We start from the raw sequence: 24,393 nt of genomic DNA, 5'->3' as shown, positions 1-24,393 counted from the left end.
GCACGATTGGGCGTTTGGCAGTCATACCGGCTGAGGCTTCAGCGCAAGCGGTGGCGCATCCGCGCGCTGCGCAAGCGCCGCAACCTGCATCCGGTCGCCCTGCGCACGGAAAAGGTCCGGCCCTCGGACCTGCTGGTGTTTTCGACGCAGCGGAACGAAGGCGTCCGCCTGCCCTATTTCCTGAAATTCTACCGGGACATGGGCGTCAACCACTTCTTCTTTGTCGACAACGACAGCACCGACGGATCGCTGGACTACCTGGCTCGCCAACCCGACGTGTCGGTCTGGACCACCACGGCAAGCTACAAGCGCGCGCGGTTCGGCATGGACTGGATGAACTGGCTGCTGCGCAAACACGGCCATGGCCATTGGTGCCTGACCGTCGATCCCGACGAACTGTTCCTGTACCCGTTCTGCGATACCCGCCCCCTGCGCGCGCTGACCGACTGGCTGGATGCCAGTTCGATCAAGTCGTTCAGCGCGATGCTGCTGGACATGTACCCCAAGGGGCGGATCGATGCGCAGCCCTACCGGGCCGGACAGAACCCGCTGGAAATCGCGTCGTGGTTCGATGCCGGCAACTACACGATCCAGAAGAACCCGCGCTTCGGCAACCTGTGGATCCAGGGCGGGCCGCGGGCGCGGATGTTCTTTACCGATCTTCCCGAGGCGGCGCCGGCGCTGAACAAGATCCCGCTGGTGAAATGGGACCGGCGCTATACCTATGTCAGCTCGACCCACAACCTGCTGCCGCGCGGGCTGAACCTGGTCTATGACGAATGGGGCGGCGAAAAGGCCAGCGGCCTGCTGCTGCATACCAAGTTCCTGGACACCTTCAGCGTCAAGGCGCAGGAGGAGCTGGAGCGCAAGCAGCATTACGCCGGATCCAAGGAATACCTGGCCTATGCGCAGGGCATCAAGGACAACCCCGACCTGTGGTGCAAGTGGTCGGAGAAATTCATCAACTGGCGGCAACTGGAAATCCTGGGACTGATGTCCAAGGGGAACTGGGCATGAGCCTGGGCATCATCATGCTGGTGCATACCGCGCTTGGCCGGGCCGAGCAGGTGGCGCGGCACTGGTCCAAGGCCGGCTGTCCGGTGGTGATCCATGTCGACAGGAACGTCCCCAAACCGGTTTACGCGGATTTCGTGCGCAGGCTGGGCGACGTGCCGGACCTGCTGTTCTCGCGCCGCCACCGCTGCGAATGGGGCACCTGGGGGCTGGTCGCCGCCAGCCAGGACGCGTCGGAGCTGATGCTCGAGAAATTCCCGGATGTCCGCCATGTCTATCTGGCCTCGGGCGCCTGCCTGCCCCTGCGTCCGGTCGAAGACCTGATCGCCTATCTGGATGACCGGCCGCGCACCGATTTCATCGAAAGCGCCACCACCGCGGACGTGCCCTGGACGGTGGGCGGTCTGGATCGCGAACGGTTCACGCTGTATTTCCCGTTCTCGTGGCGCAAGCACCGCTACCTGTTCGACAAGTTCGTCGACATGCAGCGCCGCCTGGGCATTCGGCGCAAGATCCCCGGGGGCGTGGTGCCGCATATGGGCAGCCAGTGGTGGTGCCTGACCCGGCAGACCCTTTCGGCGATCCTGCAGGATCCCAACCGCCGGGCGCATGACCGCTATTTCCGGCAGGTCTGGATCCCCGACGAAAGCTATTTCCAGACCCTGGCGCGGCTGTATTCGACCAATATCGAAAGCCGGTCGCTGACCCTGTCCAAGTTCGACTTCCAGGGCAAGCCGCACATCTTCTACGACGACCATCTGCAATTGCTGCGCCGGTCGGATTGTTTCGTCGCGCGCAAGATCTGGCCGTATGCGGAACGGCTTTACACGCATTTCCTGAGCGACGAGATCGGCGCCGAGAACGGGCAGGAGCCGAACCCCGGCAAGATCGACCGGATCTTCGCCAAGGCGGTCGAACGCCGGACCCGGGGCAGATCGGGGCTGTACATGCAAAGCCGTTTTCCCAACTGGGGCTGGGAAAACGGGGTGACGGCGGGCAAGTATTCGGTCTTTCAGGGCTTCACCGAGCTGTTCGCGAATTTCGAGGACTGGCTGACGCGGGCCACCGGTGCGCAGGTGCACGGCCATCTCTTCGCGCCGGGCCGGGCCGAGTTCGCGGGCGGGCAGACCGTGCTGAACGGCGCGTTGTCCGACAACGCCAAGCTGCGCGACGCCAACCCCAAGGCGTTTCTGACCAACCTGTTGTGGAACACCCGCGGCGAACGGCAATGTTTCCAGTACGGGCCGCGCGACACCACGTCGATCAACTGGCACATGTCGCGCGACCCCAACGCGCAGATCAGCGTGATCTCGGGCGCCTGGGCGGTGCCGCTGTTCAAGTCGAACGCCAATTTTGCCGATATCCGCGCCGAGGCGGCACTGCTGCAGAAGATCGAGAGCCGGATGCTGGACGAGTTGCGGTCGCCCGACACCAAGGCACGGATCCGCATCTGGACAATGGCCGAATTCATCGAATCCCCCATGGAACCGCTGCAGGTCATCATCGACGAGATCGGCCAGAAGAGCCTGCGCCGCCTGGCCGAGGCCCCCAGACTGGAGGACCTGACCGGGTTCGGCCAGTTCCTGCAGAACCTCAAGAACCAGGGGATGCATCCCTACCTGATGGGTGATTTCCCGGTCGATCCGATACCGCCGGCGCAGAACGGCCGGCCCCGAAAACCCTATCTGGTCAAGAACTGAGCCGCGATGTCCGACCGTTTCGATCTTTTCGTCGTCTTCGCTGAGATGCGCACCGGGTCGAATTTTCTCGAGGCGAACCTGAACGCCTTTGACGGCATCACCTGCCATGGCGAGGCGTTCAACCCGCATTTCATCGGCTATCCCACGTCCGAGGACATCCTGGGCGTCACCCAGGCCGAACGCGACGCCGACCCGGCGCGCCTGCTGGGCCAGATCCGCAAGGCGACGCCCGGCGGGATCGGCGGGTTCCGGTTCTTCCACGACCATGATCCGCGCATCCTGCCCCGCATCCTGGAGGACGAGCGCACCGCCAAGATCATCCTGACCCGCAATCCTGCCGACAGCTATGTCAGTTGGAAGATCGCGCAGGCCACCGGGCAATGGAAGCTGACCAATGTCGCCAAGCGCAAGGATGCCAAGGTGCGCTTCGACGCCCGCGAATTCGAGGAACACCTGGCGGCGCTGCAGCAATTCCAGGTTTTCCTGATGAACGAATTGCAGCGCAGCGGGCAGACCGCCTTTTACGTCGCCTACGAAGACCTGCAGGATGTCGGGGTGATGAACGGGCTGGCGCGATGGCTGGGTGCGCGGTCGCAGCTGGACAGCCTGAATTCCGCGCTCAAGCGTCAGAACCCCGAGCCGATCACCGAAAAGGTGTCGAACCCCGACGAGATGGCCCGCGCGCTGTCCCGGCTGGACCGGTTCAACCTGACGCGCACGCCGAATTTCGAACCGCGCCGCGGGGCGGTCGTGCCGACCTACCTGGCCGCCGCGCAGACGCCGCTGCTGTACCTGCCGATCCGTTCCGGACCCGAGGCGGCGGTGCGCGGCTGGCTGGCGGCGCTGGACGGCGTGGACGAAGACGCGCTGACCCGCGATTTCAACCAGTCCTCGTTGAAACAGTGGAAACGCGAACGCCCGGGGCACCGGTCGTTCACGGTGATCCGGCATCCCGTGGCCCGCGCCCATGACGCGTTCTGCACCAAGATCCTGGGCACCGGGAAGGGATCGTTCGCCGGCATCCGCAAGACGCTGCGCCGCGCCCACAACCTGCCGATCCCCGAGGGCGACCTGGACGACGGCTATGACCTGTCGGCGCATCGCGAGGCTTTCACGGGGTTCCTGGCCTTTCTCAAGGCCAACCTGTCGAACCAGACCGGCGTGCGGGTCGACGGCCATTGGGCCAGCCAGGCGCAGGTTCTCGAGGGCTTTGCCGAATTCACCCTGCCCGACATGATCGTGCGCGAGGACGAGATGGCCACCTATCTGCCGCCACTGGCCATGCAGGTGGGCCACCCTGCTCCGGCCGATCCCGAACCGTTGCCCATCGCCGCGCCCCATGCCCTGGCCCAGATTTATGACGATCGGATCGAGAAACTGGCCCGCGACGCCTATGGCAGGGATTACCTGATGTTCGGTTTCGACGACTGGGCGTGAATCGCAAAGGACTCGTACAGGAAAAAGCCCTGCGATTGCACGGGGCTTTCGCTGCCGATCCGTCCGGGCCGCGTATCAGGCGGCGCGCACGGATTCGGTTTCGGTCAGGATGGTGAACAGCGTCGCCGGGTCGTGATTGGCGCGCAACTTGGCGCACAGCGATGCGTCGCGCAGGTTGCGCGACACCAGGGCCAGCGCCTTGAGGTGTTCGACGCCGGCATCCTCGGGCGCGAACAGCGCAAAGACCACGTCCACCGGTTGCCGGTCAACCGCATCGAAATCGATGGGTTTTTCCAGCAGGATGAACACGCCCACGACTTCCTGCAGGTCCGCCAGCCGGGCATGCGGCAGGGCGACGCCGTGACCGACACCGGTCGGCCCCAGCGATTCCCGTTCGAGCAATGCATCCACGGTGGTTTCCGCCGTGATCCCGTAGGCGTCCTCGGCCAGTTCGGCAATATCGTGCATCAGCCGTTTCTTGCTGGATACGGCCGATAGAACCTTGACGGCCTCGGGCTTGAGAATGTCCAGAAACTTCATTCGTTGCCTACTGCTCACACACCGCGCGGTTCGCGCGGAAGGTTATGGATCGATCCAGCCGATATTGCCGTCTTCACGGCGGTACACGACGTTCACACCGTCCTTTTTCTCGTTGCGGAACACCAGCACAGGTGCGCCTGCCAACTCCATCTGCATCACGGCTTCGCCGACGGTGAGCGAGGGGATCTTGGTTTCCATCTCGGCCACGATGATCGGTTGAAGCGTATCCGGTTCGGACTCTTCCGTCGAATCTCCGGCGAGGATATACGAAGCGCCCTGCGTGATTTCAACCGGTTCGACGCGCTCCTTGTGGTGGTCTTTCAACCGGCGCTTGTAGCGGCGCAACTGCTTGTCCATCTTCTCGCAGCAGCTTTCGAACGCGGCGTAGATCTCGGTGGCATGCGCCTTGGCCGACGCGGTCAGCCCGGTCGACAGGTGCACGATGGTCTCGCAGACATATTCATGCGCGCTTTTGGAAAAAACGACGGTCGCGTCGGTCGGACGGCCGGCGTACTTGCTCATCATTTCGCCCAGTTCGGTCTTCACGTGACTCTGCAGCGCCTCGCCGATGTCGATGTGCTTTCCCGTGATCTGGTAGCGCATGGTGTATCCTTCTCTTGTTATGGCCCGGCACCACGAAGGGTCTGCACCCTTTTCTGTCTGGTTTACCGGATGGGGAATGACATGTCTGTCTGACCGTTCGCCGCAAAAACCCTCCAACGGCGGGGAATCGCACTGTGAACTGCGGTAGAGCAGAGCGTCATGGCTTTATTTGATGAAAGCGGCGGGATGCTGTCAATTGAAACCGGCGCCGCGCCGCGCGGAAAACAGGAAAGGATTGACGCCGATCCGCGTCAGCCGATGCGGAAGTTGTCCCCGAGGTAGACGCGGCGCACGTTTTCGTTGCGCACCACCTCGTCCGGGGTGCCGGACATCAGCACCTGGCCGTCATGCAGGATATAGGCGCGGTCGACGATTTCCAGCGTCTCGCGGACGTTGTGATCGGTGATCAGAACGCCGATCCCGCGGGTCTTGAGATCGGCCACAAGGTGGCGGATATCGCCCACGCTGATCGGATCGACACCCGCGAAGGGTTCGTCCAGCAACAGGTATTTCGGGTCGGCCGCGAGACAGCGGGCGATTTCCACGCGGCGTCTTTCCCCGCCCGACAGGGCCAGCGCCGGGGCGCGGCGCAGGTGTTCGATGGAAAACTCGCCCAGCAGTTCCTCCAGCCGCTCGCGCCGGCGGTGCAGGTCGGACACCGCGATGTCCAGCACCGCGGCGATGTTGTCCTCGACCGTGAGACCGCGGAAGATCGACATTTCCTGCGGCAGGTACCCGATGCCCAGGCGGGCGCGGCGATACATCGGCAGAAAGGTGGCGTCGCGGCCGTCGATCGTGACTTGGCCGGCATCGGGGTTCACCAGGCCGGCGATGGCGTAGAACGACGTCGTCTTGCCCGACCCGTTCGGGCCCAGAAGCGCCACGACCTCGCCGCGGTCAAGCGTCATGGTGACGTCGCGGATGACCACGCGCTTGCGATAGCTTTTGCGCAGATGGGTGACGCGCAGGCCGCTGCTGCCTTCGGTGACGCTGAGCTGGGGGCGGACCATCAGCGGTTTCCACCCGGCGCGGCATCGTCCTGCGGCTGGAGCACGGTGCGCACGCGACCCGACATCTGCGCCGTGCCGTTTTCCAGGTCGACATTCATGCGTTCCGCCGTCAGCGCGTTGCCGCCCTGCGTCAAGAGCACGTTGCCCGACATCACCACGATGCCGTCGTCGATGTCGTAATCGGCACGCTCGGCTTCGGCCGCCTCTTCGCCGCTGACCAGGGTCACGCCGCCGGTGGCTTCCATCCGTTCGATGCGACCGGCCTCTTCGGCGTAGACGATCAGCACCCGCGGCGCGGCCAGCCGCATGTCGCCCTGCGCGATCACCACGTTGCCGGAATAGAGCGCGGTGCCGTCCTTCTGATTGACCGACAGGCTGTCGGCGACGACCTCGACCGGGGCGCTGGTGTCCTGCTGCATCGTGCCGAAGGCGACCTGGGCGCCCTGTGCCGTGGCAAGCGAGGTGCACGCGCAAAGCGCGAAGGCAAGCGAAATGGTGCGGGTCATCGAAAGGTCACTCTTGATCTTGCGGGTCGTATACCAGCTTTACGCCTTCGGTGAAAAGCAAATGCACGTCAGCGTCGCCGTCTTCGGCGGTGATGACCATGCGCCCGGCTTCCAGCGTGCCCGCCGGGCCGGTGGCGGTCACCGGCCCTTCGCTTTCGCCGTGTATCCGGTCGATGGCGGTGACCAGCGTTTCGGTGGCGATCACGTAGCCGGTGCTGCTGACGACCTCGACGCCGCCTTGCAGGCGTATGTTCTGGCTGTCGTTGCGCAATGTGGCCTTGTCGGCGCGCAGGTCGATGGTGCTGCCGTCCGCCAGGACCATCCGGGCCGACAGGGCATCGGCTTCGATTGTCCTGGCGTCCACGGGGCGCGCGCTTTCTGCGGTCATCGTCACCACGTCGCCGCGCTGCGTCGTACCCGCGAAATATGGTGCCCTGACCTGTTCCTGCGCGGTTTCACCCAGTTCGAGCTGACTGGCGAAGGGCACGTTGAACACCGGCTCGGTGCTGCGGGAAAACAGAAAGATCGTCGACAACAGAGCCAGAGCGGCGATCGGCAGCAGGATCTTGAGCCAGGCGATGAAGCTGGAATAGGCCCCTTCGGCACGCGCCATGGCTCAGGATGTCCCGCTGTCAGGCATGCGCGAAGATGTCGGTTTCGGGCCAGCCGGCCAGGTCGAGCTGCGCGCGCACCGGCAGGAAATCGAAGCAGGCCTGCGCCAGGTCGGTCCGGCCTTCGCGCGCCAGCATGGCGTCCAGCGCCATGCGCAGCCGGTGCAGATACAGAACGTCCGAGGCCGCGTATTCCTTTTGCGCCTCGGTCAGCGTCTCGGCCCCCCAATCGCTGGACTGCTGCTGCTTGGAAATGTCGACGCCCAGCAATTCGCTGGTCAGCACCTTGAGCCCGTGGCGGTCGGTATAGGTGCGGACCAGCCGGCTGGCGATCTTGGTGCAGTAGACCGGCGCAGCCAGCGCGCCGAAGGCGTGGTAGAGCGCGGCGATGTCGAACCGGCCGAAATGGAACAGCTTGAGGACCGACGGGTCGGTCAGCAGCCGGGTCAGGTTCGGAGCCTCGGTCTGACCGCGCGCGATCTGCACCAGATGCGCATCGCCGTCGCCGGACGACAGCTGCACCACGCACAGCCGGTCGCGCTGCGGGTCGAGGCCCATGGTCTCGCAATCGATCGCCACGGCCGGCCCGAGATCGAGCCCGGCGGGGAGATCGCGCTGATGCAGGTGTATCGTCATGGTCGGCCTCGGGTCATGGAACTGAGCGATGGCATATCCGCCCCCACCGTGCCACGCAACCAAGCCCGCAAAGCGCGGCCCGGGCTGCTTTCGGCGGAGATCCGCCCCAATCCTGCCGCGATTCGGCGGAATTATGGCAATCGCGTGGCATCAATTCGCCGGAATTCGGACAACCGCCTCACGCAAGGTTTCAAAATGATACAATGCGTGAACACGGCCATTCGTCCTAGACGTGTCACCGCGGCGGCGATTACGCGAAATCCGACGCAACGTCACAAGGTGCGGAACAGCGCGGGATATCCGCAAAAAAGGGCCGATCCATTCACCAATTCGCGCGAGTCAACCATCGCACGATTGTTTCGCGCATTCGCGGTTCGTGGGAAAGGGCGAGATGGAAAAATTGCTACAATTCCATGCGACCGGCGACCGAAAGCATCGAACGCGAAATTTTGTTCGCCTTCAGGAAACAATTAACCTGTTGACTCGTCGACATTGTTTCTTGTGTTTCGCGATCGCCGCAGCCTTTGCAGGTCACAAAGCGCAGCATGCCCCAGGACCGGACGCATCGAAAACGCAGCTGTCCGCATATCCCGCGAACGGGGAAAAATACAGCTTCGGCATCACGATTCACGCAGTGAACGAACAGGTGTAATCTACCCTAAGTTGTGTCGCGCGCGGCTCATTGACGGAACGAAGACAGACGCGCATAACCGATCTGTCGGTCGGTGGGACACAATCTTGCCGTATTTCGATACACGGCACTGGGGGGTTGGTGCGTTCACCTAGGGGTAACTGGTAAGTCTGCTGAGTTCTGATCGGACGTAAACAACTCACTACGCTGTGCGGGTGCAAACCCAGAGAATTTTTTGAAGCAAGCCAATGGTTTGCACACAGTAGATTTGTGTTGTTCGGGTTCCAGACCTGCATGCACGTGACCCGCTGCAATGCGTCCTTCGGGAGGTCGTTTTGACGTTACATATTCGCCAGCCGCTGCCATCGGCCGAACTCGACAAGCTGATCGACGACGCGCTGAGCTACGCTCCGACATCGGGTCTTTATCGTGAATTTCTGAAACGCGCGCTGGACATCGTGCTGGTCCTGCTGGCTGCGCTTCCCGTCCTGATCGTCGTCTGCGTCGTTGCGATCCTGGTGGCGCGCGACGGACGATCGCCGTTCTACATCCAGAAACGCGTGGGCCGCGGTGGTCGCAGCTTTGACATGTTCAAGCTGCGCAGCATGGTGCAGGACGCCGACCGCCTGCTCGAGGCGCATCTGGCCGCCGATCCCGAGGCGCGCGCCGAATGGAACCGTACCCAGAAGCTGCGGAGAGATCCGCGGATCACGGCGATCGGCCGGTTCATCCGGAAATCGTCGATCGACGAACTGCCGCAACTTTGGAACGTGCTGCGGGGCGACATGTCGCTGGTCGGGCCGCGCCCGATGATGCTCGATCAACAGGACATCTATCCCGGCACCGCCTACTACGCGCTTCGGCCCGGCGTCACCGGGTTCTGGCAGGTATCGGTGCGCAACGAGTCGAGCTTTGCCGAGCGGGCGAATTTCGACACGGCCTATCTGCGCGAACTGAGCTTCAAGACCGATCTGAAGGTCCTGTTCAAGACGGTGCAGGTGGTGCTGCGCGGCACGGGCTGCTGATACCCGCTCAGCCCGTCACTTCGGCCGACATGACCAGCCGCCCGTCCGGGCCGCGCACCCACATATCCGCACCGTTCCGGCACAGCGCGGCGGTCTCGAAATGCATCAGCGGCGAGGCGGCCCGAAACGAAAAGCTTCGGATCGGCCCCTGGCGTTCGGCCATCAGCATCAATTGCTGGGCCAGAAGCGGGCCGTGGACCACAAGACCGGCATAGCCTTCGACGTCGCGGGAATAGTCCAGATCGTAGTGAATCCGGTGGCCGTTGAAGGTCAGCGCGGAGTAGCGGAACAGCAAGGTCGAGGTGAACGCGGCCTGGGCCAGGTCGGTTTCATCGGTGCGGGCCTGCGGTGCCACGGGGCGCGGCGCGGCCGGGTCGGGATCCTGGCGATAGACCAGATCCTGCCGTTCGGTCACGCAAAGCGTCCCGCCTTGGGTGATCTCGTGCGTCAGGGTAACGAAACCCAGCGGGCCGGTGCGGCCATCCTTGCGGGTGACCTGTGTTACGCGGCTGGTTTTTTCCGCGGGTCGCCCCGCGTGCAAGGCGGCGTGGAAGCGCAGCGAACCGCCGGCCCACATCCGTCGCGGCAGGCCCAGATCGGGGATCAGCCCGCCCACCTTCGGATGCCCGTCGCGGCCCAGGCCGGACGGTGGCTGCGGATCCCAGAAATAGAGCTGGTGGAAAAACGGCGGCAGCGGCGCGCCGGTGTCGATCGTGGCGGCATCGCCAAGCGCGACCTGAAAGGCCCGGGCGCGGGCGGGATCGAGGATGTCGGTTTGACGGGTCTGGGTGGCTGCGGCATCCTGCATCGGTCGTCTCCTGTCCTGCCCGAGGTATCGCCGTCTTGCCGCCCGCCGTCCAGTCGCTCGACCACCTGGTTCTGACCGTCGCCGATATCGACGCGACGGCGGCGTTCTACGGCGTGCTCGGGATGCGGGCCGAGGTGTTCCGGCCGGCCGATGGCAGCACCCGCTGGGCGCTGGTTTTCGGCGTGCAGAAGATCAACCTGCATGTTCAGGGACGCGAATTCGAGCCCAGGGCCCGACACGCGGCACCCGGCAGCGCCGATCTGTGTTTCCTGAGCGAGACGCCGCTGGAGGACTGGCAGGCGCACCTGGCGCAGGCCGGGATCGCGGTCATCGAAGGGCCGGTGGGCCGGACCGGGGCGACCGGACCGATCCGGTCGCTCTATGTCCGCGATCCCGACGGCAACCTGATCGAGATATCCAACCGGGTTTGAGCGGCAGCCTACGACCGCCCGATCTCGGCCCGCAGCCCGTCCATCAATTCGCCCAGCAGCTTGGCGCCGAATTCGTTGGTCAGCCGCCCGTCTTCGCCCCATTGCTGGGCGGTGGCGGCGATGAACACCTCGGGTCCGCTCAGCAGGCGCGGACGAAACGGGTTCAGGCACAGCCGCGCCATGTTCTGCGCACGCTCGCCCCCGGCGCGGCCCGCCGCAGCCGACATCAGCGCCACGGGCTTGTCGCGCCAGGGATTGCCGTCGACCCGGCTGATCCAGTCGAGCGCGTTCTTGAGCACGCCCGAAATGCCCTTGTTGTATTCGGGCGTGGCCACGATCACCGCATCGGCCCCGGCGATCAGATCGGCCAGCGCCTGCACCGATGCCGGGATTCCGTCGCGGTCTTGCAGATCGGCATCCATCAGCGGCAGGCGGAGGTCGCCTTCGGTGTAGCGGATGGGGTCGAAAAGCCGCGCGGCTTCGTTCAGCAGCAGGCGGTTGGTGGACCCTGCGCGCAGCGATCCGCACAGGCCGACGAGAGTGTAGGCGGGCATGAGAAACTCCGTGTCTTGCGTTTGCCAAGACCTACAACGGAAAAACGCCGCGGCAACCCGCGGCGTTTCCCCATGTCCTGTGCGCGGATGCGCAGATCAGGCGTTGGGCAGGATCACGATTTCCACCCGGCGGTTCTGCGCGCGGCCTTCCGGCGTCAGGTTGGACGCGATGGGTTGGTCTTCGCCGCGGCCGAAGGTGGCGATGCGGAAGGACGGCACGCCCTGTCCGATCAGCACGTTGGCGACCGATTGCGCGCGGCGCTGCGACAGGTCGAGATTGTAGGCCGCACCGCCGGTGTTGTCCGTGTGGCCGATGACCTGAACCGTGGTGTTGGGATAGGCCTGCAGGCTGGCGGCGACGTCGCGCAGATCGCCGACCAGGTCGGGACGAAGCGTGGCGCTGTCGGTCGCGAACAGGATGTCCTGCGGCATGGTCACGATCAGGCGATCGCCGGTGTTGCGCACCGACACGTCGTTGCCTAGCTGCTGGCGCAGTTCGGCGGCCTGCTTGTCCAGCTGGTTGCCGATGGCGGCGCCCGCCGCGGCGCCGACAAGCGCGCCGGCCACGGTGGCGCGGTTGCGTTCGCCCTTGTCGTCACCGCCAACGATACGCCCGGCGATCGCGCCGGTGGCGGCGCCGACCAAAGCGCCGGTCTTGGCCCGCTGGTTGGGATCGTTCTGATCGAACATGGGACCGGTGGTACAGGCCGAAAGGCCCAGCACGGCGACGGAAAGAAGAACGGGAAGTTTAGCCCGGATCATGGTTTGCCTCATGATTAGTTGCCCCCGTTTCATGGGGGATTGTCGGTTGATATTCAAAAACAATGCACGAAACCGCCCGGGAGTTCCCGAAAAATCGGCGGAGGATCGCTCATAGCCGGAAAAGCCCCCTGCTCAGGCCTCGGCCCGCGCCGCTTCCCAGGCCAGCAGCGCGCGCTTGACGGGCAACCCCCAGTGATAGCCGCCAAGACCGCCGGATTTGCGCAGCGCCCGGTGGCACGGAATCAGGTAGGAAATCGGGTTGCGCCCGACCGCGGTTCCGACGGCGCGCACGGCCCTGGGATTGCCGATGGATTCGGCGATCTCGGAATAGGTGGTCACATGGCCCGACGGGATGTGCATCAGCGCCTCCCAGACCTTGATCTGGAACGGCGCGCCGATCAGGTACAGCGGCACCTCGCCCTGCTGTTCGACACCGAAGGCGGTCAGCGCCCAGGGCCGCAGGCGCATCGGGTCTTCGACGAAGGCGGCGCGCGGCCACCGCCCCATCAGGTCGTCAAAGGCCGCCTCTTCACCGGTCTCGGACGCAAAGGCGATACCGCAGATACCCTTGTCGGTGCCGGTCACCAGGGCCGGGCCGAAGGGGCTTTCGAACCAGCCCCAGTAGATCGTCAGCCCGGCGCCTTCGCGGGCATAGTCGCCGGGGCTCATCGCTTCCCACCGCAGGAACAGGTCGTGCAGCCGCCCGCCGCCGGACAGGCCGGCGGAATGGGCGGTCTCGAGCGTGGTGAAGCGATCGCGCAACAGCGCCTTGGCGTGGCCCAATGTCAGGTATTGCTGGTAGCGCTTGGGCGACACGCCCGCCCATTGGGTGAACAGGCGCTGGAAATGCGCGGGGCTCATGTTCATCTCGGCCGCCAGTCGGTCCAGCGTCGCCTGTTCGCCCAGCCCGTCGATCAGGTCGATGGCACGGCGCATGACGTGGAAATGATAGCTATCGGTGTCATCCTTGGGCATCGGGTCTCTCCTGTTGGCGCAAATGTAACGCCGGGCGGGCGACCGCACGACCCGATTGTTGCGCATCCCGCAGAGCCGAGGCAAAAGCGGATCATGGCCAAGCAGCTTGATTATCACACGATCCGCCGAATCTTTGACCGCTTCCACGAAGCCGAGCCCGAACCCAAGGGCGAGCTGGAGCATGTCAACGCCTACACGCTGGTGGTGGCGGTGGCACTGTCGGCGCAGGCCACCGATGCCGGCGTCAACAAGGCCACCCGCGGGCTGTTCGCGGTGGCCGACACGCCGGAAAAGATGCTGGCCCTGGGCGAAGACGGCGTCATCGAACACATCAAGACGATCGGCCTGTTCCGCAACAAGGCCAAGAACGTCATCAAGCTGAGCCGCATCCTTGTCGAAGAATATGGCGGCGAGGTGCCGAATTCGCGCGCCGCGCTGGAAAGCCTGCCCGGCGTCGGGCGCAAGACCGCCAATGTGGTGCTGAACATGTGGTGGCATTACCCGGCGCAGGCGGTCGACACGCATATCTTTCGCGTCGGCAACCGCACCGGCATCTGCCCCGGCAAGGACGTGGTCGCGGTGGAACGCGCCATCGAAGACAACATCCCCGTCGACTACCAGCAGCACGCGCATCACTGGCTGATCCTGCACGGCCGCTACACCTGCGTCGCGCGGAAACCGAAATGCAAGGCCTGCCTGATCGCCGACCTGTGCCAGTTCGAGGACAAGACCGAATGAAGAAATATCAGCTGGTGGGCATCGGCAATGCCGTTGTCGACGTGATCGCGCGCGCGGACGATGCGTTTCTGACCCGAATGGGCATCGAAAAGGGCATCATGCAGCTGGTCGAACAGGACCGCGGCGAGGCGTTGTATCACGCCATGGGCAACCGGGTGCAGACGCCCGGCGGGTCGGTCGCCAACACCATCGCGGGCGGCGGCAACCTGGGGCTGCGGACCGCCTTTATCGGCCGGGTGCGCGATGACGATCTGGGCCGTTTCTATGCCGAGGCGATGGTCAATGACGGCATCGACTTCGTGAATGCACCGGTCGCGGGGGGCGAATTGCCGACCTCGCGGTCGATGATCTTTGTCTCGCCCGATGGCGAGCGGTCGATGAACACCTATCTGGGCATCTCGGCCGAACTGGGCCCCGACGATGTGACCGAGGCCGTCGCAGCGCAGGCCGAAGCGATCTTTCTCGAGGGTTACCTGTTCGACAAGGACAAGGGAAAACACGCGTTTCTCAAGGCCGCGCGCGCCTGCCGGGCGGCGGGCGGCAAGACCGGAATCGCGATTTCCGATCCGTTCTGCGTGGAACGCCACCGCGGCGATTTCCTGGCGCTGATCGAGAACGAGATGGACTATGTCATCGGCAACGAGGCCGAGATCCGGTCGTTGTTCGAGAACGGCACGCTGGAGGACGACCTGGCCGCCGTTGCCGCGATCTGCCCGCTGGTGGTCTGCACCCGTTCGGGCGACGGGGTGACGATCATTCGCAACGGTGAACGCACCGACGTGCCGGTGCGCAAGGTCGTGCCGGTCGACGCCACCGGCGCGGGCGACCAGTTCGCGGCGGGGTTCCTCTATGGGCTGGTGACCGGCCGGGACATGGCCACGGCCGGGCGCATGGGCTGCCTGGCCGCCCAGGAAGTGATCGGGCATCTGGGGCCGCGCCCCGAAGCCGATCTGAAACGGTTGTTTGCCGAAAACGGCCTGCCGATCGGCTGATCACCGCGAATTACGCGGTTTTCACGAAAAACTCCTCTGGTGATGCAACTCAAGGGTGTATCCTGTCCCTGGGCGTTTATTTCGGCGCCGACGAGCAAACCAAGGGGGATTTCATGACCAAGTATGTTGTTTTACGCGACGCGAATGCCGTCTGGCGGAACGCGCCGCTGTCACCGTCCGGGCGGCGTCCGATGGGACCGGCGATTCTGGGCGAGGAAACCATCGGCACATCCCTGCCGCCCGATCCGATGCTGGAAGTGGGCGACATGAGCCCCGCCGACATGCGCTCTGCCATGCGCGATCCCAGCATCCTGGGCATGGCGCGGGTCATGCCGACACGGCTGATCGCGCCGGAACCGCTGGACGATGCGGATGCTGCGGCCGCCACGCCGGCCTGGGGCATCACGGCGGTGGGGGCCGACACGTCTTCGGCCACCGGCGCGGGGGTGCGCGTGGCGGTGCTGGATACCGGGATCGACACCGACCACCCCGCCTTTGCCGGCGTGTCGCTGATCACCCGCGACTTTTCCGGATCGGGTATCGAGGATGCCAACGGCCACGGCACCCACTGCGCCGGCACGGTCTTTGGTCGCGACGTGGACGGGACGCGGATCGGGGTGGCGCGCGGCGTCACGACGGCGCTGATCGGCAAGGTTCTGGGCGATGACGGGTCGGGGTCGTCCGACATGCTGTTCGACGCGATGCGGTGGGCGGCCTCGGAAGGCTCGCAGGTGATCTCGATGTCGCTGGGCTTCGACTTTCCCGGATTCGCCGAAGACCTGATCCGCGACGGCCTGCCCGAGCTACTGGCCACCTCGATCGCGCTGGAAGGCTACCGCACCAACCTGCGGATGTTCGATGCGCTGATGGACATGTTCCGCGCCCAGGCGGCGTTCGATGGCGGGACGGTGGTCGTGGCCGCGGCGGGCAATGAAAGCCGCCGCGAAATCGACCCGCAATTCGAGGTCAGTGCCTCGGTGCCGGCGGCGGCCTTCGGTGTGATCTCGGTGGGGGCCTTGGGTCAGACGCCGAACGGGCTGAACGTGGCGGAGTTTTCCAACACCAACCCGGTGATCGCGGCGCCGGGTGTCGGGATCGTGTCGGCCAAGACCGGCGGTGGCCTCAGGCCGTTGCGGGGCACGTCGATGGCCTGTCCCCATGTCGCCGGTGTCGCCGCCCTGTGGTGGGAGGCGCAGGCGCAGACCGGCCGTCCGCGCAACGCCGCAGCGGTCACGGCGCAGTTGCGCGCCACCGCCACGCGCACCGGGCTGGCCCCTGCGGTCGACCTGGCGGATGTGGGGCACGGGCTGGTGCAGTCGCCGCAGCCGCTGGTGGGCTGACCCAGGAACGGGCTGGGGCGCAGACCCCGGCCCGCCAAGGACATGATGTCGGCGATCCGCTTGTCGCGGGTCGGTGGCCTGCCGCGGTCTTGCGTCGGCCCCGATGCGCCTTGGCCGTCAGTCCACCGGCTTGATCATGTCCGCCAGGCGGCGCGCGATCTCGCGGCTTGTCTTGGTCGCCGGATGCACACCGTCCAGCGCCAGCCACGAGGCATCGCCATGCGGCACCAGATCCTGCAGCGACAGGTAGTCGATCCCTTGCACCTTGCCTGCCAGCGTCGCGATCCGGGCCTCGAAGGCGTCGCCTTCATCCTTGCAGGCCTCGATCGGCGTGACGATGCCCGGACTGCGCAGATAGCCGACATAGATGATCCGCGCCCCTGTCTTGTGGATGCGGGCCAGCAGTTTGGGCACTTCGCCGCGCGTGCCGCTTTCGCTGATCAGGCGGTTCATCTTGCGGTCGCAGCGGCGGCAGGCGCAGCCCATCCACAAATCGTTGCCGCCGCCGTTCACGATGACGATGTCCCAATCCTCGTCCGTGCGGAATTGCGCCGGAATCGACAGACCAAGCGCACCAGTGACCGGCAACTTGTAGATCATGCGGGCACCCAGAACCGACCGGTTGCGAACCGGCGCCTCGAGATAGCGTTCCAGGTAATGCGCCACTGACCGCCCCGACACCTTGTGACTGGCCAGAAGGGAGTCGCCGATCAGGAGCACCCGGGGCACTTCGGCCGCCACGGGTGACGGGACCAGCAGGCACAGGGCAAGGGCAAGGGAAATCAGACGGCGGAACATGGCGGGCCGTTGGGATTGCGGGTGCGTCCAGCTTGCGGATGGTGTGCGAAACGCCCGTGGCGAAAACTGGGCATTTCGGTGAAGGCGTCGATCAATGCGCCTCGGCCCAGTTCGCCCCCTGCCCGGCATCGACCACCAGTGGCACATCCAGCTTGACCACCGGGTCTGCGGCGCCCTCCATGATGTCGCGCGCCACGCCGATCAGGTCGTCCACCGCACCGGTTTCGACCTCGAACAGCAATTCGTCATGCACCTGCAGCAGCATCTTGGCCGGCAAGCCGTCGATCGCGTCGGGCATGCGGATCATCGCGCGGCGGATGATGTCGGCCGCAGTGCCCTGGATCGGCGCATTGATCGCCGCGCGCCAGGCAAAGCCCGCCCGCGGGCCCTTGGCACCGATCTCGGGCGTGTGGATCTTGCGCCCGAACAGCGTTTCGACATGTCCGTGTTCCTTGGCGAAGGCCACGGTGTCATCCATATAGGTCTTGATGCCGGGGAAGCGTTCGAAATAACGGTCGATGAAACCCTGCGCCTCGGCCCGCGGGATGCGCAGGTTGCGCGCCAGTCCAAAGCCGGAAATGCCGTAGATCACCCCGAAATTGATCGCCTTGGCCTGCCGCCGCACATCCGGCGTCATCTGGTCCAGCGGCACGTTGAACATCTCGGACGCGGTCAGGGCGTGGATGTCGTGGCCTTCGCGGAAGGCCTGTTTCAGCGCGTCGATCCCGGCCATATGCGCCAGGATGCGCAGCTCGATCTGGCTGTAGTCGAGAGACACCAGCACCTTGCCCGGCTCGGCGACAAAGGCTTCGCGGATGCGGCGACCTTCCTCGGTGCGCACGGGGATGTTCTGCAAGTTCGGATCGGTCGAGGCGAGGCGGCCGGTATTGGCGCCCGCAATGGAATACGATGTGTGTACACGATGTGTATCAGGATTGATGTGTTCCTGCAGCGCATCGGTATAAGTGGACTTGAGCTTGGACAACTGCCGCCAATCCAGCACCTTGCGCGGCAATTCATGCTCGGTCGCCAGGTCTTCGAGCACGTCGGCGCCGGTGGCATAGGCGCCGGTCTTGCCCTTCTTGCCGCCCTCGATTCCCATCTTGTCGAACAGGATCTCGCCCAGTTGCTTGGGGCTGCCGACATTGAAGGTCTCGCCGGCCAGTTCGTGAATCTCGGCCTCGAGCCCCGCCATCTTCTGGCTGAACGCGTTGGACATCCGGCTGAGCGCGTCACGGTCCACGCGGATCCCGGCCCTCTCCATCTGCGCCAGAACCGGAACCAGCGGACGCTCCAGCCCTTCGTAGACCCGCGTCACTTGGGTGCGGTGCAATTGCGGCTTGAACATCTGCCAAAGCCGCAGCGTGATGTCGGCATCCTCGGCGGCATAACGCGTGGCCTCGTCGACCGGTACCCGGTCGAACGTGACCTGCGCCTTGCCGCTGCCCAGCAGGTCCTTGATCGGGATCGGCGTGTGGCTCAGATAGCGCTCGGCCAGGGTATCCATGCCGTGGCCATGCAGCCCGGCATTCATCGCATAGGACATCAGCATCGTGTCGTCGATCGGCGCGATGTCGATGCCGTAGCGGGCCAGAACCTTGGCGTCGTATTTCATGTTCTGGCCGATCTTCATCACCGCCGGGTCCTCGAGCAGCGGCTTGATCAGGGCCAACGCCTCGTCCAGCTTCATCTGACCGTCGGCCAGGTCGTCCGATCCGAACAGGTCGTCCGTCGCCGCGGCGCGATGGGTCAGCGGGACATAGCAGGCGCGGCCCACCTCGACACAGAGCGAGATCCCGACAAGGTCGCAGGTCATCTCGTTCAACCCGGTGGTCTCGGTGTCCACCGCGACCCAGCCGCGGTCCTGCGCCTGGGCGATCCAATCTTGCAGCGCCCTGGCATCGCGCACCGTCTCGTAGGCTTCGGGCCGGATCGGCGGCGCCTCGGCCGTGCTGTCGTCGGGGTTGGCGCCCTCGGGCGTGGTGTCGGGAATGGCCGGCGGCTCGACCCCCAGCGCTTCGGCGACACGCTTGGTCAGGGTGCGGAATTCCATCTCGGCCAGGAACGGCATCAGCTTGTCCGGGTCGGGGTCGCGCACCTCCAGATCGTCCAGCGTAAAGTCCAGCGGGGTCTCGCAATCGAGCATCACCAGCTTTTTCGACAGCTCGATCTGCGCCCGCATCGTGGTCAGCGTCTCGCGCCGCTTGGGCTGGGGGATCTCTTCTGCGCGGTCCAGCAATTCCTCGAGTGAACCGAACTCGTTGATCAGCAGTGCCGCGGTCTTGATCCCGATGCCCGGCGCACCCGGCACGTTGTCGACGCTGTCGCCGGCCAGCGCCTGCACATCCACCACCCGTTCCGGCGGCACGCCGAATTTCTCGACAACGCCGTCGCGGTCGATGCGGCGGTTCTTCATCGGGTCCAGCATCTCGACGCCGTCGCCCACCAGCTGCATCAGATCCTTGTCCGACGACAGGATCGTCACCCGCCCACCGGCCTCGCGCGCCTGGCAGGCCAGCGTCGCGATGATGTCGTCGGCCTCGTAGCCCTCGATTTCCTTGCAGGCGATGTTGAACGCCTCGGTCGCGCGCCGGGTCAGGGGGATCTGCGGGCGCAGATCCTCGGGCATCGCTTCTCGGTTGGCCTTGTAGTCCTCGAAAAGCTCGTTGCGGAACGTGTGGCTGCCCTTGTCGAACACCACCGCGACGTGGGTCGGGGCATCCGCTCCGGAATTGCCGTCGATGTAGCGCTGCAGCATGTTGCAGAAACCGCTGACCGCTCCGATCGGCAGGCCGTCGGACTTGCGGGTCAGCGGCGGCAGCGCGTGGTAGGCCCGAAAGATATAGGCCGACCCGTCGATCAGATGCAGATGACAGCCTTTGCCGAACGCCATGCCTTTCCCTCCCTCGGACCCGCGTTCAGATGTGCCACGACCGGCCGCCCTGCGCCAGCCTGTCGCTTCTTCTCTTTTGAAAATACGCCGGTCCGGCGGCTGCCTTCAGACCTTGCCCTCGAAATCGCGGTGCACGAACTTGCAGTCGCAATAGGGGCATTCGACCCAGCCTTCGTCGAGCGGAATCTGCAGCCAGACGCGCGGGTGGCCAAGCGCCCCCTCGCCACCGTCACAGGCGATGCGGTAGCTGTCGACGATCCGGGTCTCAGGTGCTTCGATGGTCATGACAGTCTCTTCGGGCAGGTGCGGACGCTGGCGCGTTATGCGACAGCCCCGCGCCGGGGGCAAGGGACGGCGTGCCGCATGGCGCCCACCCGCAGGGTTTGGCCCGGGCCAAACCCGAGAAACCCTGCGCGGGCGCCAGCCCGCACGATGTGGTCAGGCGCGGCTCAGCATCCGGCCCAACGGCCGGCCCGCCAGGATATGGACGTGCAGATGCGGCACTTCCTGGACGCCGTCGCGGCCGGCATTGGCGATCAGGCGGAAACCGTCCGCTTCCAGCCCTTCCATCTTGCAGACCTCGCCCACGGCGCGGACGTAGTCGACGATCTCGGCATCCGACGCCGCCTGCGCGAAATGGTCGAAACAGACATAGGGGCCTTTCGGAATCACCAGCACATGCGTCGGCGCCTGGGGCTGGATGTCGCGAAAGGCCAGGCTGTGCTCGGTTTCCAGCACCGTGCTGTTGGGGATTTCGCCGCGCAGGATCTTCGCAAAGATGTTCTGGTCGTCGTAGCTGTAGGCCATGGTCTCCGCCCTGTTCCGATACTCGCCGCCGCGTCGCCGTCCGGTCGCGGTCGCTCCAGCCATAGCGGCAACCGGCGGCAAGGGAAACCGGATCAATCGGCGAACAGATACTCGGTCTTGGCAAGCTCCAGCGCCTTGTCTTCCGGCAGCGACAGAAAGGCGGCGATGGCCTTGGCGTTCTGTTCGGGCGTGTCGGCTTCGCGCATGCGGTTGTGATTGGCGAAATCGGCGTCACGGATGCGGTCGCTTTCGTGCACCATGTCGTTGCGCACCGTGGGCAGCAGGCGCTGGATCGTTTCCGACGGCGTCCGGTCACCCGCCAGGCCCACCCGCATCGCATGGCCGATCAGGTAGTCGTCGCTGAACTGGCACTCGATCTCGAGAAGTCGCGTGACCGACCGGTCGCGGCCGAAATCCTCGAGCAGGTCCAGGTTCGCCGGGTCCATGCAGACGATCAAGCGGTCGGTCTCGTAATAGTCGAACAGCATCCGCATAAGCGCACGGCGGTGCCGGTGACGTTTGCCCATGGTCGACTGGATGCCGCCCAGATCCGGCAGCAGGCAGGTTTCCTCGTTGAAGAGGTATTCGATGGCGGGGATGTTGGTCATCTGGCGAATGCGGTCCAGAAGACGTTTGGCGACGTGCCATTTCTTGCAGACCACGATCAGCAATTCCCGTTCGCGGCCCAGCGTGCTTTCGGTTTCCCAGAAGCGCGTGGCGAAGCGCCTGCCGATGCGCCCCTTCTGGGTCAGGAACTTGAACAGCGACCGGCCTTCGTTGGAAATCTGGAACCGCGCGCCTTCGGAGGAATACAGCACGCCAAGGCGGCGTTTCAGTTCGGTCGCCTCGGGGCTGATCTTGCGCGCGAACAGGAAATCCTGGCTGAGCAGCAGGTCGTAGTGGTCGTTGTAGAAGGTCACCGGCATGCCGTAATCGGTGAACATCAGGAAGGTCAGCGTGCGGCTCTGGATCTCGTGGCTGGGCACAAGATGCCGCACCAGCGTCTGGAAGAACGTCTCGTCCGGAATCCAGGTGGTGCGGAAGAAGCGCATCACGTCCGGGCGGCGGCCGATGAAATCCAGGATCCATTCGACGGTGCGCCGTCGCAGACACCACCATTGCGAGCCGATCATGATCTCGAGATCATCCGGGATCGCGCGCTTCAGCCCCAACCGCTTCTGCATCTCGAACATCGCGTAGAACCGGCGCTTCTGCGTGCGCTCGTTGAACCAGTGGCGGTAGATCAGGCGTTCTTCCTTCCACCCCGTCTTGATCCAGTCGGATTGGAAGTAGTCGAAGCTTTCGATGTAGTCGCAGTCGCGCCGGTCCAGGAATTCATGGGCGTATTCCGCCGACTTGATCGCCATGCAGTCGCCCGACAACATGTAGAAATGCGTCGCGCGCGGGAAGGCGTCGACCGCGGCGCGGACCGCCTGGATGGTCGCCTGCACCAGGCTCCATTCGCCCCAGCCGCATTTGATGCGCTTCTGGGCGAAGACCACGTTGGGGTTGTCGTCCAGCGCGGCGCGGATTTTCTTGTAGTGCTGGGGCTTGGCGCGGGCGTCGAAATGGATCGCCATGTAGTCGCCGACGGCGGTCAGGCTCTGCGCCTGCTTGATGATGGCGTCAGGGTCCTTGTGGCACAGCAAGATGAAGGCAATTTTTGCCATAGGGGAAACAACGGCCCTATTTTCGCCCGATTGATTATGTTGATAGTGGCGATCGGGCGTTGAATAAACCGGCTTTCTTTGCTTTTTGTAAAGCGCGTCGACGCAATACAACAACAGACGGGCAGGGTTCGGAGGCGGCAGGCATGGGTTTCCCGGGCACATGGATGACCGAAAGCCAGAGCATGGTGTATCGGGTGGTGCCGAAATGCGCCTGTTCGACCATCGGTCAAATTCTCTATTACTCGGACCATGGCGCGTTCTTCGATGGCGACATCCACGATGCCACCAGCGGGCTGCACAAATGGGCGCGCGAGGACAGCCAGGACGCCATCAAGGCCAACGTCAAGACACAGACGACCTATGCTTTCACCTGCGTGCGCAACCCCTATACCCGCATCCTGTCATCCTTCTTCGACAAGATCTGCGGCATCCAGCGCAACGGGCGGCGCTATCGCGGCAACCTGGTGCCCCTGCTGATCCAGAAATACGGGATCGAAGTGGGCGGTGAGGACGGCAAGGACGATTTCGACCAGATCAAGTCGTTCCGGCGCTTCCTGCTCTTTACCCGGGACACCATCCGCTGGCGCCGCCCGATGGAGCCTGACATCCACTGGTCGGCCATGTCGGGCCATGTCAGCACCTTCATCGTCAACGGCGGCCGCTACAACAAGATCTTCTGGACCGAGCAATTCAACGACGGCATGCAGCAGGTTCTGGATGCCGTTGAAACGCCACACGCGATCGACCTGGCCAAGATCCCGCGCTTCAACGAATCCGAAGGTCACGGCCCCAAGCGCGCGCATCCGGTCGAAGACTACTTCGACGACTTGTCGATGCATCTGATCAAGGAAATCTACTGGCGCGACTTCCAGCTGTTCAAATACGATTTCGACGACCCGTCGAACAAGATGCCGACCGGAGAGATCGACCTGGACGAGGTCCACGCCAAGCTGGGCGACTGAGCGCCGCTAGGCCGGTTTTCGCGTATTGCGCTCCACGAATCGGCGGACCAGCGGCGCGACGACCAGAATGGTGGGAAACGCCACCGCCCAGGCGGCCAGCCACGCCGTGATCCACAAACCGATGATCCCGTCGGCCAGTCCGACCGCGCGCAGGGTGGCGACCAGCGACACGATGAACGACATCAACCCCGAAACCAGAAAGCCGAAGGCGACAGGGGCAAGGCGGGGCGGGATCATGGCAGGCTCCGTTACAAAGGCAGCTCTTATATCTGCGAATCGGAATGCGACATCAACGCGCCCGGGCGTCGCAGGTCAGGAATCGGGCAGTTCGTCCGACGGGATGATCCGGAAGAAAACACCGGACGACCAAACCCCGAACCAGCCGTCGTGATGGGCGCCCCGGTCGACCAGGCGATAAAAACTCTTTCGGTCGATCAGCGCCTCCAGCCCGGCGCGGACATGCACATAGGGCGATGGCTCGCCGGTCTCGGCGTCACGTTCGACGCGGATCGGGTTTTCCGCCCCGGCGATGGTGCTGTCCCCGACATGGGTGGTGAAGGTCAGAACCTGTTCCTTGCCCGCGCCCTGCACCGTGAAATCCGTGGCCACGAAAGGCGCGTCATCCACCGTGATCCCGACCTTTTCCACTGGTGTGACAAGGAAATAGCGGTCGCCGTCCTTGCGCAGGATCGACGAGAACAAACGCACGAGTTCGAACCGCCCGATCGGCGTGCCCAGGTAGAACCACGTGCCGTCGCGGGCGATCCGCATGTCCAGGTCGCCGCAAAACGGGGGATTCCACAAATGCACAGGCGGCGGGCCTTTCTTGCCTGCGGCGCGAACCGATGCGGCAAGCCCTTCGGCGGACGGTGTCACGGATTTTTGTGCGCTCATAACTTTTGCCAATTTCAAACCGCGCGATACACTCCTATCTCAAGACATAGAATTCA

At 64.5% G+C, this 24,393-nt stretch carries 27 protein-coding genes; 10 read left to right on the top strand and 17 right to left on the bottom strand.

The window, feature by feature from the left end; genetic code table 11:
• The first annotated feature begins 6 nt into the window (after window positions 1–6).
• From KUH32_RS07555 to KUH32_RS07545, 3 genes are read left to right on the top strand one after another with little or no spacing between them, the layout of a single operon-like run.
• Complete coding sequence (locus KUH32_RS07555; protein ID WP_217777423.1) at window positions 7–1,017, top strand: glycosyltransferase family 2 protein; 1,011 nt, start codon at window positions 7–9, stop codon at window positions 1,015–1,017.
• A complete protein-coding gene (locus KUH32_RS07550) occupies window positions 1,014–2,714 on the top strand; it encodes a DUF5927 domain-containing protein (protein WP_217777422.1) in 1,701 nt (566 codons plus the stop codon). The genes KUH32_RS07555 and KUH32_RS07550 overlap by 4 nt, the downstream gene beginning before the upstream one ends.
• Window positions 2,715–2,720: 6 nt before the next feature.
• Window positions 2,721–4,151 carry a nodulation protein NodH gene (locus KUH32_RS07545; RefSeq protein ID WP_217777421.1) on the top strand — a complete coding sequence of 477 codons (1,431 nt, stop codon included), beginning with the start codon at window positions 2,721–2,723 and terminating at the stop codon, window positions 4,149–4,151.
• Between the two features lie 75 nt (window positions 4,152–4,226).
• Here the strand turns inward: KUH32_RS07545 and KUH32_RS07540 are convergent, their stop codons facing one another.
• From KUH32_RS07540 to KUH32_RS07515, 6 genes are all read right to left on the bottom strand, one after another.
• Window positions 4,227–4,691, bottom strand: coding sequence for a PTS sugar transporter subunit IIA (locus KUH32_RS07540; protein ID WP_217777420.1), 465 nt, complete (start codon window positions 4,689–4,691; stop codon window positions 4,227–4,229).
• 42 nt (window positions 4,692–4,733) lie between these two features.
• On the bottom strand, window positions 4,734–5,294 hold the full coding sequence (hpf, locus tag KUH32_RS07535) for a ribosome hibernation-promoting factor, HPF/YfiA family (RefSeq protein ID WP_217777419.1): 561 nt from the start codon (window positions 5,292–5,294) through the stop codon (window positions 4,734–4,736).
• 251 nt (window positions 5,295–5,545) lie between these two features.
• Window positions 5,546–6,304, bottom strand: a complete 759-nt coding sequence (gene lptB, locus KUH32_RS07530; RefSeq protein WP_217777418.1) for an LPS export ABC transporter ATP-binding protein — start codon at window positions 6,302–6,304, stop codon at window positions 5,546–5,548.
• Window positions 6,304–6,810, bottom strand: a complete 507-nt coding sequence (gene lptA / locus KUH32_RS07525) for a lipopolysaccharide transport periplasmic protein LptA (protein ID WP_217777417.1) — start codon at window positions 6,808–6,810, stop codon at window positions 6,304–6,306. Before lptA ends, lptB begins: the two co-directional genes overlap by 1 nt.
• 7 nt (window positions 6,811–6,817) lie before the next feature.
• Window positions 6,818–7,423: an LPS export ABC transporter periplasmic protein LptC gene (lptC, locus tag KUH32_RS07520; RefSeq protein WP_217777416.1), complete on the bottom strand. Its 606-nt coding sequence runs from the start codon at window positions 7,421–7,423 to the stop codon at window positions 6,818–6,820.
• A gap of 19 nt (window positions 7,424–7,442) precedes the next feature.
• The gene (locus KUH32_RS07515; protein WP_217777415.1) at window positions 7,443–8,057 is read right to left on the bottom strand and encodes a ribonuclease D; all 615 of its coding nucleotides are present in this window, start codon (window positions 8,055–8,057) and stop codon (window positions 7,443–7,445) included.
• A gap of 391 nt (window positions 8,058–8,448) precedes the next feature.
• Between KUH32_RS07515 and KUH32_RS07510 the strand changes: the two genes are divergently transcribed.
• Together KUH32_RS07510 and KUH32_RS07505 are read left to right on the top strand one after the other, a co-directional pair.
• The gene (locus KUH32_RS07510) at window positions 8,449–8,709 is read left to right on the top strand and encodes a hypothetical protein (RefSeq protein ID WP_217777414.1); all 261 of its coding nucleotides are present in this window, start codon (window positions 8,449–8,451) and stop codon (window positions 8,707–8,709) included.
• A gap of 314 nt (window positions 8,710–9,023) precedes the next feature.
• The gene (locus KUH32_RS07505) at window positions 9,024–9,713 is read left to right on the top strand and encodes a sugar transferase (RefSeq protein ID WP_217777413.1); all 690 of its coding nucleotides are present in this window, start codon (window positions 9,024–9,026) and stop codon (window positions 9,711–9,713) included.
• Between the two features lie 7 nt (window positions 9,714–9,720).
• On the opposite strand, the gene KUH32_RS07500 is transcribed toward KUH32_RS07505, so the two are convergent.
• Complete coding sequence (locus KUH32_RS07500) at window positions 9,721–10,521, bottom strand: HTD2 family dehydratase (RefSeq protein WP_217777412.1); 801 nt, start codon at window positions 10,519–10,521, stop codon at window positions 9,721–9,723.
• Window positions 10,522–10,556: 35 nt separating this feature from the next.
• On the opposite strand from KUH32_RS07500, the gene KUH32_RS07495 reads away from it, so the two are divergent.
• Window positions 10,557–10,952 carry a VOC family protein gene (locus KUH32_RS07495; protein ID WP_217777411.1) on the top strand — a complete coding sequence of 132 codons (396 nt, stop codon included), beginning with the start codon at window positions 10,557–10,559 and terminating at the stop codon, window positions 10,950–10,952.
• An 8-nt stretch (window positions 10,953–10,960) separates the two neighbouring features.
• On the opposite strand, the gene KUH32_RS07490 is transcribed toward KUH32_RS07495, so the two are convergent.
• The 3 genes from KUH32_RS07490 to KUH32_RS07480 all read right to left on the bottom strand — a co-directional run bounded on the left by KUH32_RS07490 (window position 10,961) and on the right by KUH32_RS07480 (window position 13,243).
• On the bottom strand, window positions 10,961–11,506 hold the full coding sequence (locus tag KUH32_RS07490; protein WP_217777410.1) for an NADPH-dependent FMN reductase: 546 nt from the start codon (window positions 11,504–11,506) through the stop codon (window positions 10,961–10,963).
• Between the two features lie 96 nt (window positions 11,507–11,602).
• Entirely contained in the window at window positions 11,603–12,268 is a 666-nt protein-coding gene (locus tag KUH32_RS07485; protein ID WP_217777409.1) for a YiaD family glycine zipper/OmpA-like lipoprotein, read from the bottom strand.
• Window positions 12,269–12,400: 132 nt separating this feature from the next.
• Window positions 12,401–13,243 carry a methylated-DNA--[protein]-cysteine S-methyltransferase gene (locus KUH32_RS07480; RefSeq protein WP_217777408.1) on the bottom strand — a complete coding sequence of 281 codons (843 nt, stop codon included), beginning with the start codon at window positions 13,241–13,243 and terminating at the stop codon, window positions 12,401–12,403.
• A gap of 93 nt (window positions 13,244–13,336) precedes the next feature.
• Here KUH32_RS07480 and nth point away from each other — a divergent pair, with 93 nt between their 5' ends.
• The 3 genes from nth to KUH32_RS07465 all read left to right on the top strand — a co-directional run bounded on the left by nth (window position 13,337) and on the right by KUH32_RS07465 (window position 16,313).
• The gene (gene nth / locus KUH32_RS07475) at window positions 13,337–13,981 is read left to right on the top strand and encodes an endonuclease III (protein WP_217777407.1); all 645 of its coding nucleotides are present in this window, start codon (window positions 13,337–13,339) and stop codon (window positions 13,979–13,981) included.
• The gene (locus KUH32_RS07470) at window positions 13,978–14,973 is read left to right on the top strand and encodes an adenosine kinase (protein WP_217777406.1); all 996 of its coding nucleotides are present in this window, start codon (window positions 13,978–13,980) and stop codon (window positions 14,971–14,973) included. Before nth ends, KUH32_RS07470 begins: the two co-directional genes overlap by 4 nt.
• Window positions 14,974–15,086: 113 nt before the next feature.
• Window positions 15,087–16,313: a S8 family peptidase gene (locus KUH32_RS07465; protein ID WP_217777405.1), complete on the top strand. Its 1,227-nt coding sequence runs from the start codon at window positions 15,087–15,089 to the stop codon at window positions 16,311–16,313.
• A 117-nt stretch (window positions 16,314–16,430) separates the two neighbouring features.
• Here the strand turns inward: KUH32_RS07465 and KUH32_RS07460 are convergent, their stop codons facing one another.
• The 5 genes from KUH32_RS07460 to KUH32_RS07440 form a co-directional block, all read right to left on the bottom strand.
• Complete coding sequence (locus tag KUH32_RS07460; protein ID WP_217777404.1) at window positions 16,431–17,111, bottom strand: SGNH/GDSL hydrolase family protein; 681 nt, start codon at window positions 17,109–17,111, stop codon at window positions 16,431–16,433.
• Between the two features lie 91 nt (window positions 17,112–17,202).
• Window positions 17,203–20,004 carry a DNA polymerase I gene (gene polA / locus KUH32_RS07455; RefSeq protein ID WP_217777403.1) on the bottom strand — a complete coding sequence of 934 codons (2,802 nt, stop codon included), beginning with the start codon at window positions 20,002–20,004 and terminating at the stop codon, window positions 17,203–17,205.
• Between the two features lie 105 nt (window positions 20,005–20,109).
• Window positions 20,110–20,289: a zinc-finger domain-containing protein gene (locus KUH32_RS07450; RefSeq protein ID WP_217777402.1), complete on the bottom strand. Its 180-nt coding sequence runs from the start codon at window positions 20,287–20,289 to the stop codon at window positions 20,110–20,112.
• Between the two features lie 153 nt (window positions 20,290–20,442).
• On the bottom strand, window positions 20,443–20,811 hold the full coding sequence (locus tag KUH32_RS07445) for a histidine triad nucleotide-binding protein (protein WP_217777401.1): 369 nt from the start codon (window positions 20,809–20,811) through the stop codon (window positions 20,443–20,445).
• 92 nt (window positions 20,812–20,903) lie between these two features.
• Entirely contained in the window at window positions 20,904–22,481 is a 1,578-nt protein-coding gene (locus tag KUH32_RS07440) for a DUF5928 domain-containing protein (protein ID WP_217777400.1), read from the bottom strand.
• A gap of 143 nt (window positions 22,482–22,624) precedes the next feature.
• On the opposite strand from KUH32_RS07440, the gene KUH32_RS07435 reads away from it, so the two are divergent.
• On the top strand, window positions 22,625–23,443 hold the full coding sequence (locus KUH32_RS07435) for a sulfotransferase family protein (RefSeq protein ID WP_217777399.1): 819 nt from the start codon (window positions 22,625–22,627) through the stop codon (window positions 23,441–23,443).
• A 6-nt stretch (window positions 23,444–23,449) separates the two neighbouring features.
• On the opposite strand, the gene KUH32_RS07430 is transcribed toward KUH32_RS07435, so the two are convergent.
• Both KUH32_RS07430 and KUH32_RS07425 read right to left on the bottom strand, forming a co-directional pair.
• Window positions 23,450–23,680 carry a DUF2798 domain-containing protein gene (locus KUH32_RS07430; RefSeq protein WP_217777398.1) on the bottom strand — a complete coding sequence of 77 codons (231 nt, stop codon included), beginning with the start codon at window positions 23,678–23,680 and terminating at the stop codon, window positions 23,450–23,452.
• A gap of 75 nt (window positions 23,681–23,755) precedes the next feature.
• Window positions 23,756–24,337, bottom strand: coding sequence for a DUF1285 domain-containing protein (locus KUH32_RS07425; protein ID WP_217777397.1), 582 nt, complete (start codon window positions 24,335–24,337; stop codon window positions 23,756–23,758).
• Between the last annotated feature and the right edge of the window lie 56 nt (window positions 24,338–24,393).

Origin of the sequence: Thalassococcus arenae (genome assembly GCF_019104745.1) — a bacterium.
Taxonomy (GTDB): Bacteria; Pseudomonadota; Alphaproteobacteria; order Rhodobacterales; family Rhodobacteraceae; genus Thalassococcus_B; species Thalassococcus_B arenae.
This window is presented reverse-complemented; position numbering and strand designations above follow the sequence as displayed.

Bases quoted from the DNA above. Each gene is read 5' to 3' on its own strand.
- KUH32_RS07550 (WP_217777422.1), top strand. From the start codon at position 1,014: ATGAGCCTGGGCATCATCATGCTGGTGCATACCGCGCTTGGCCGGGCC.
- KUH32_RS07545 (WP_217777421.1), top strand. From the start codon at position 2,721: ATGTCCGACCGTTTCGATCTTTTCGTCGTCTTCGCTGAGATGCGCACC.
- KUH32_RS07540 (WP_217777420.1), bottom strand. From the start codon at position 4,691: ATGAAGTTTCTGGACATTCTCAAGCCCGAGGCCGTCAAGGTTCTATCG.
- hpf (WP_217777419.1), bottom strand. From the start codon at position 5,294: ATGCGCTACCAGATCACGGGAAAGCACATCGACATCGGCGAGGCGCTG.
- lptB (WP_217777418.1), bottom strand. From the start codon at position 6,304: ATGGTCCGCCCCCAGCTCAGCGTCACCGAAGGCAGCAGCGGCCTGCGC.
- lptA (WP_217777417.1), bottom strand. From the start codon at position 6,810: ATGACCCGCACCATTTCGCTTGCCTTCGCGCTTTGCGCGTGCACCTCG.
- lptC (WP_217777416.1), bottom strand. From the start codon at position 7,423: ATGGCGCGTGCCGAAGGGGCCTATTCCAGCTTCATCGCCTGGCTCAAG.
- KUH32_RS07515 (WP_217777415.1), bottom strand. From the start codon at position 8,057: ATGACGATACACCTGCATCAGCGCGATCTCCCCGCCGGGCTCGATCTC.
- KUH32_RS07510 (WP_217777414.1), top strand. From the start codon at position 8,449: ATGGAAAAATTGCTACAATTCCATGCGACCGGCGACCGAAAGCATCGA.
- KUH32_RS07500 (WP_217777412.1), bottom strand. From the start codon at position 10,521: ATGCAGGATGCCGCAGCCACCCAGACCCGTCAAACCGACATCCTCGAT.
- KUH32_RS07490 (WP_217777410.1), bottom strand. From the start codon at position 11,506: ATGCCCGCCTACACTCTCGTCGGCCTGTGCGGATCGCTGCGCGCAGGG.
- KUH32_RS07485 (WP_217777409.1), bottom strand. From the start codon at position 12,268: ATGATCCGGGCTAAACTTCCCGTTCTTCTTTCCGTCGCCGTGCTGGGC.
- KUH32_RS07480 (WP_217777408.1), bottom strand. From the start codon at position 13,243: ATGCCCAAGGATGACACCGATAGCTATCATTTCCACGTCATGCGCCGT.
- nth (WP_217777407.1), top strand. From the start codon at position 13,337: ATGGCCAAGCAGCTTGATTATCACACGATCCGCCGAATCTTTGACCGC.
- KUH32_RS07470 (WP_217777406.1), top strand. From the start codon at position 13,978: ATGAAGAAATATCAGCTGGTGGGCATCGGCAATGCCGTTGTCGACGTG.
- KUH32_RS07465 (WP_217777405.1), top strand. From the start codon at position 15,087: ATGACCAAGTATGTTGTTTTACGCGACGCGAATGCCGTCTGGCGGAAC.
- KUH32_RS07460 (WP_217777404.1), bottom strand. From the start codon at position 17,111: ATGTTCCGCCGTCTGATTTCCCTTGCCCTTGCCCTGTGCCTGCTGGTC.
- polA (WP_217777403.1), bottom strand. From the start codon at position 20,004: ATGGCGTTCGGCAAAGGCTGTCATCTGCATCTGATCGACGGGTCGGCC.
- KUH32_RS07450 (WP_217777402.1), bottom strand. From the start codon at position 20,289: ATGACCATCGAAGCACCTGAGACCCGGATCGTCGACAGCTACCGCATC.
- KUH32_RS07445 (WP_217777401.1), bottom strand. From the start codon at position 20,811: ATGGCCTACAGCTACGACGACCAGAACATCTTTGCGAAGATCCTGCGC.
- KUH32_RS07440 (WP_217777400.1), bottom strand. From the start codon at position 22,481: ATGGCAAAAATTGCCTTCATCTTGCTGTGCCACAAGGACCCTGACGCC.
- KUH32_RS07435 (WP_217777399.1), top strand. From the start codon at position 22,625: ATGGGTTTCCCGGGCACATGGATGACCGAAAGCCAGAGCATGGTGTAT.
- KUH32_RS07430 (WP_217777398.1), bottom strand. From the start codon at position 23,680: ATGATCCCGCCCCGCCTTGCCCCTGTCGCCTTCGGCTTTCTGGTTTCG.
- KUH32_RS07425 (WP_217777397.1), bottom strand. From the start codon at position 24,337: ATGAGCGCACAAAAATCCGTGACACCGTCCGCCGAAGGGCTTGCCGCA.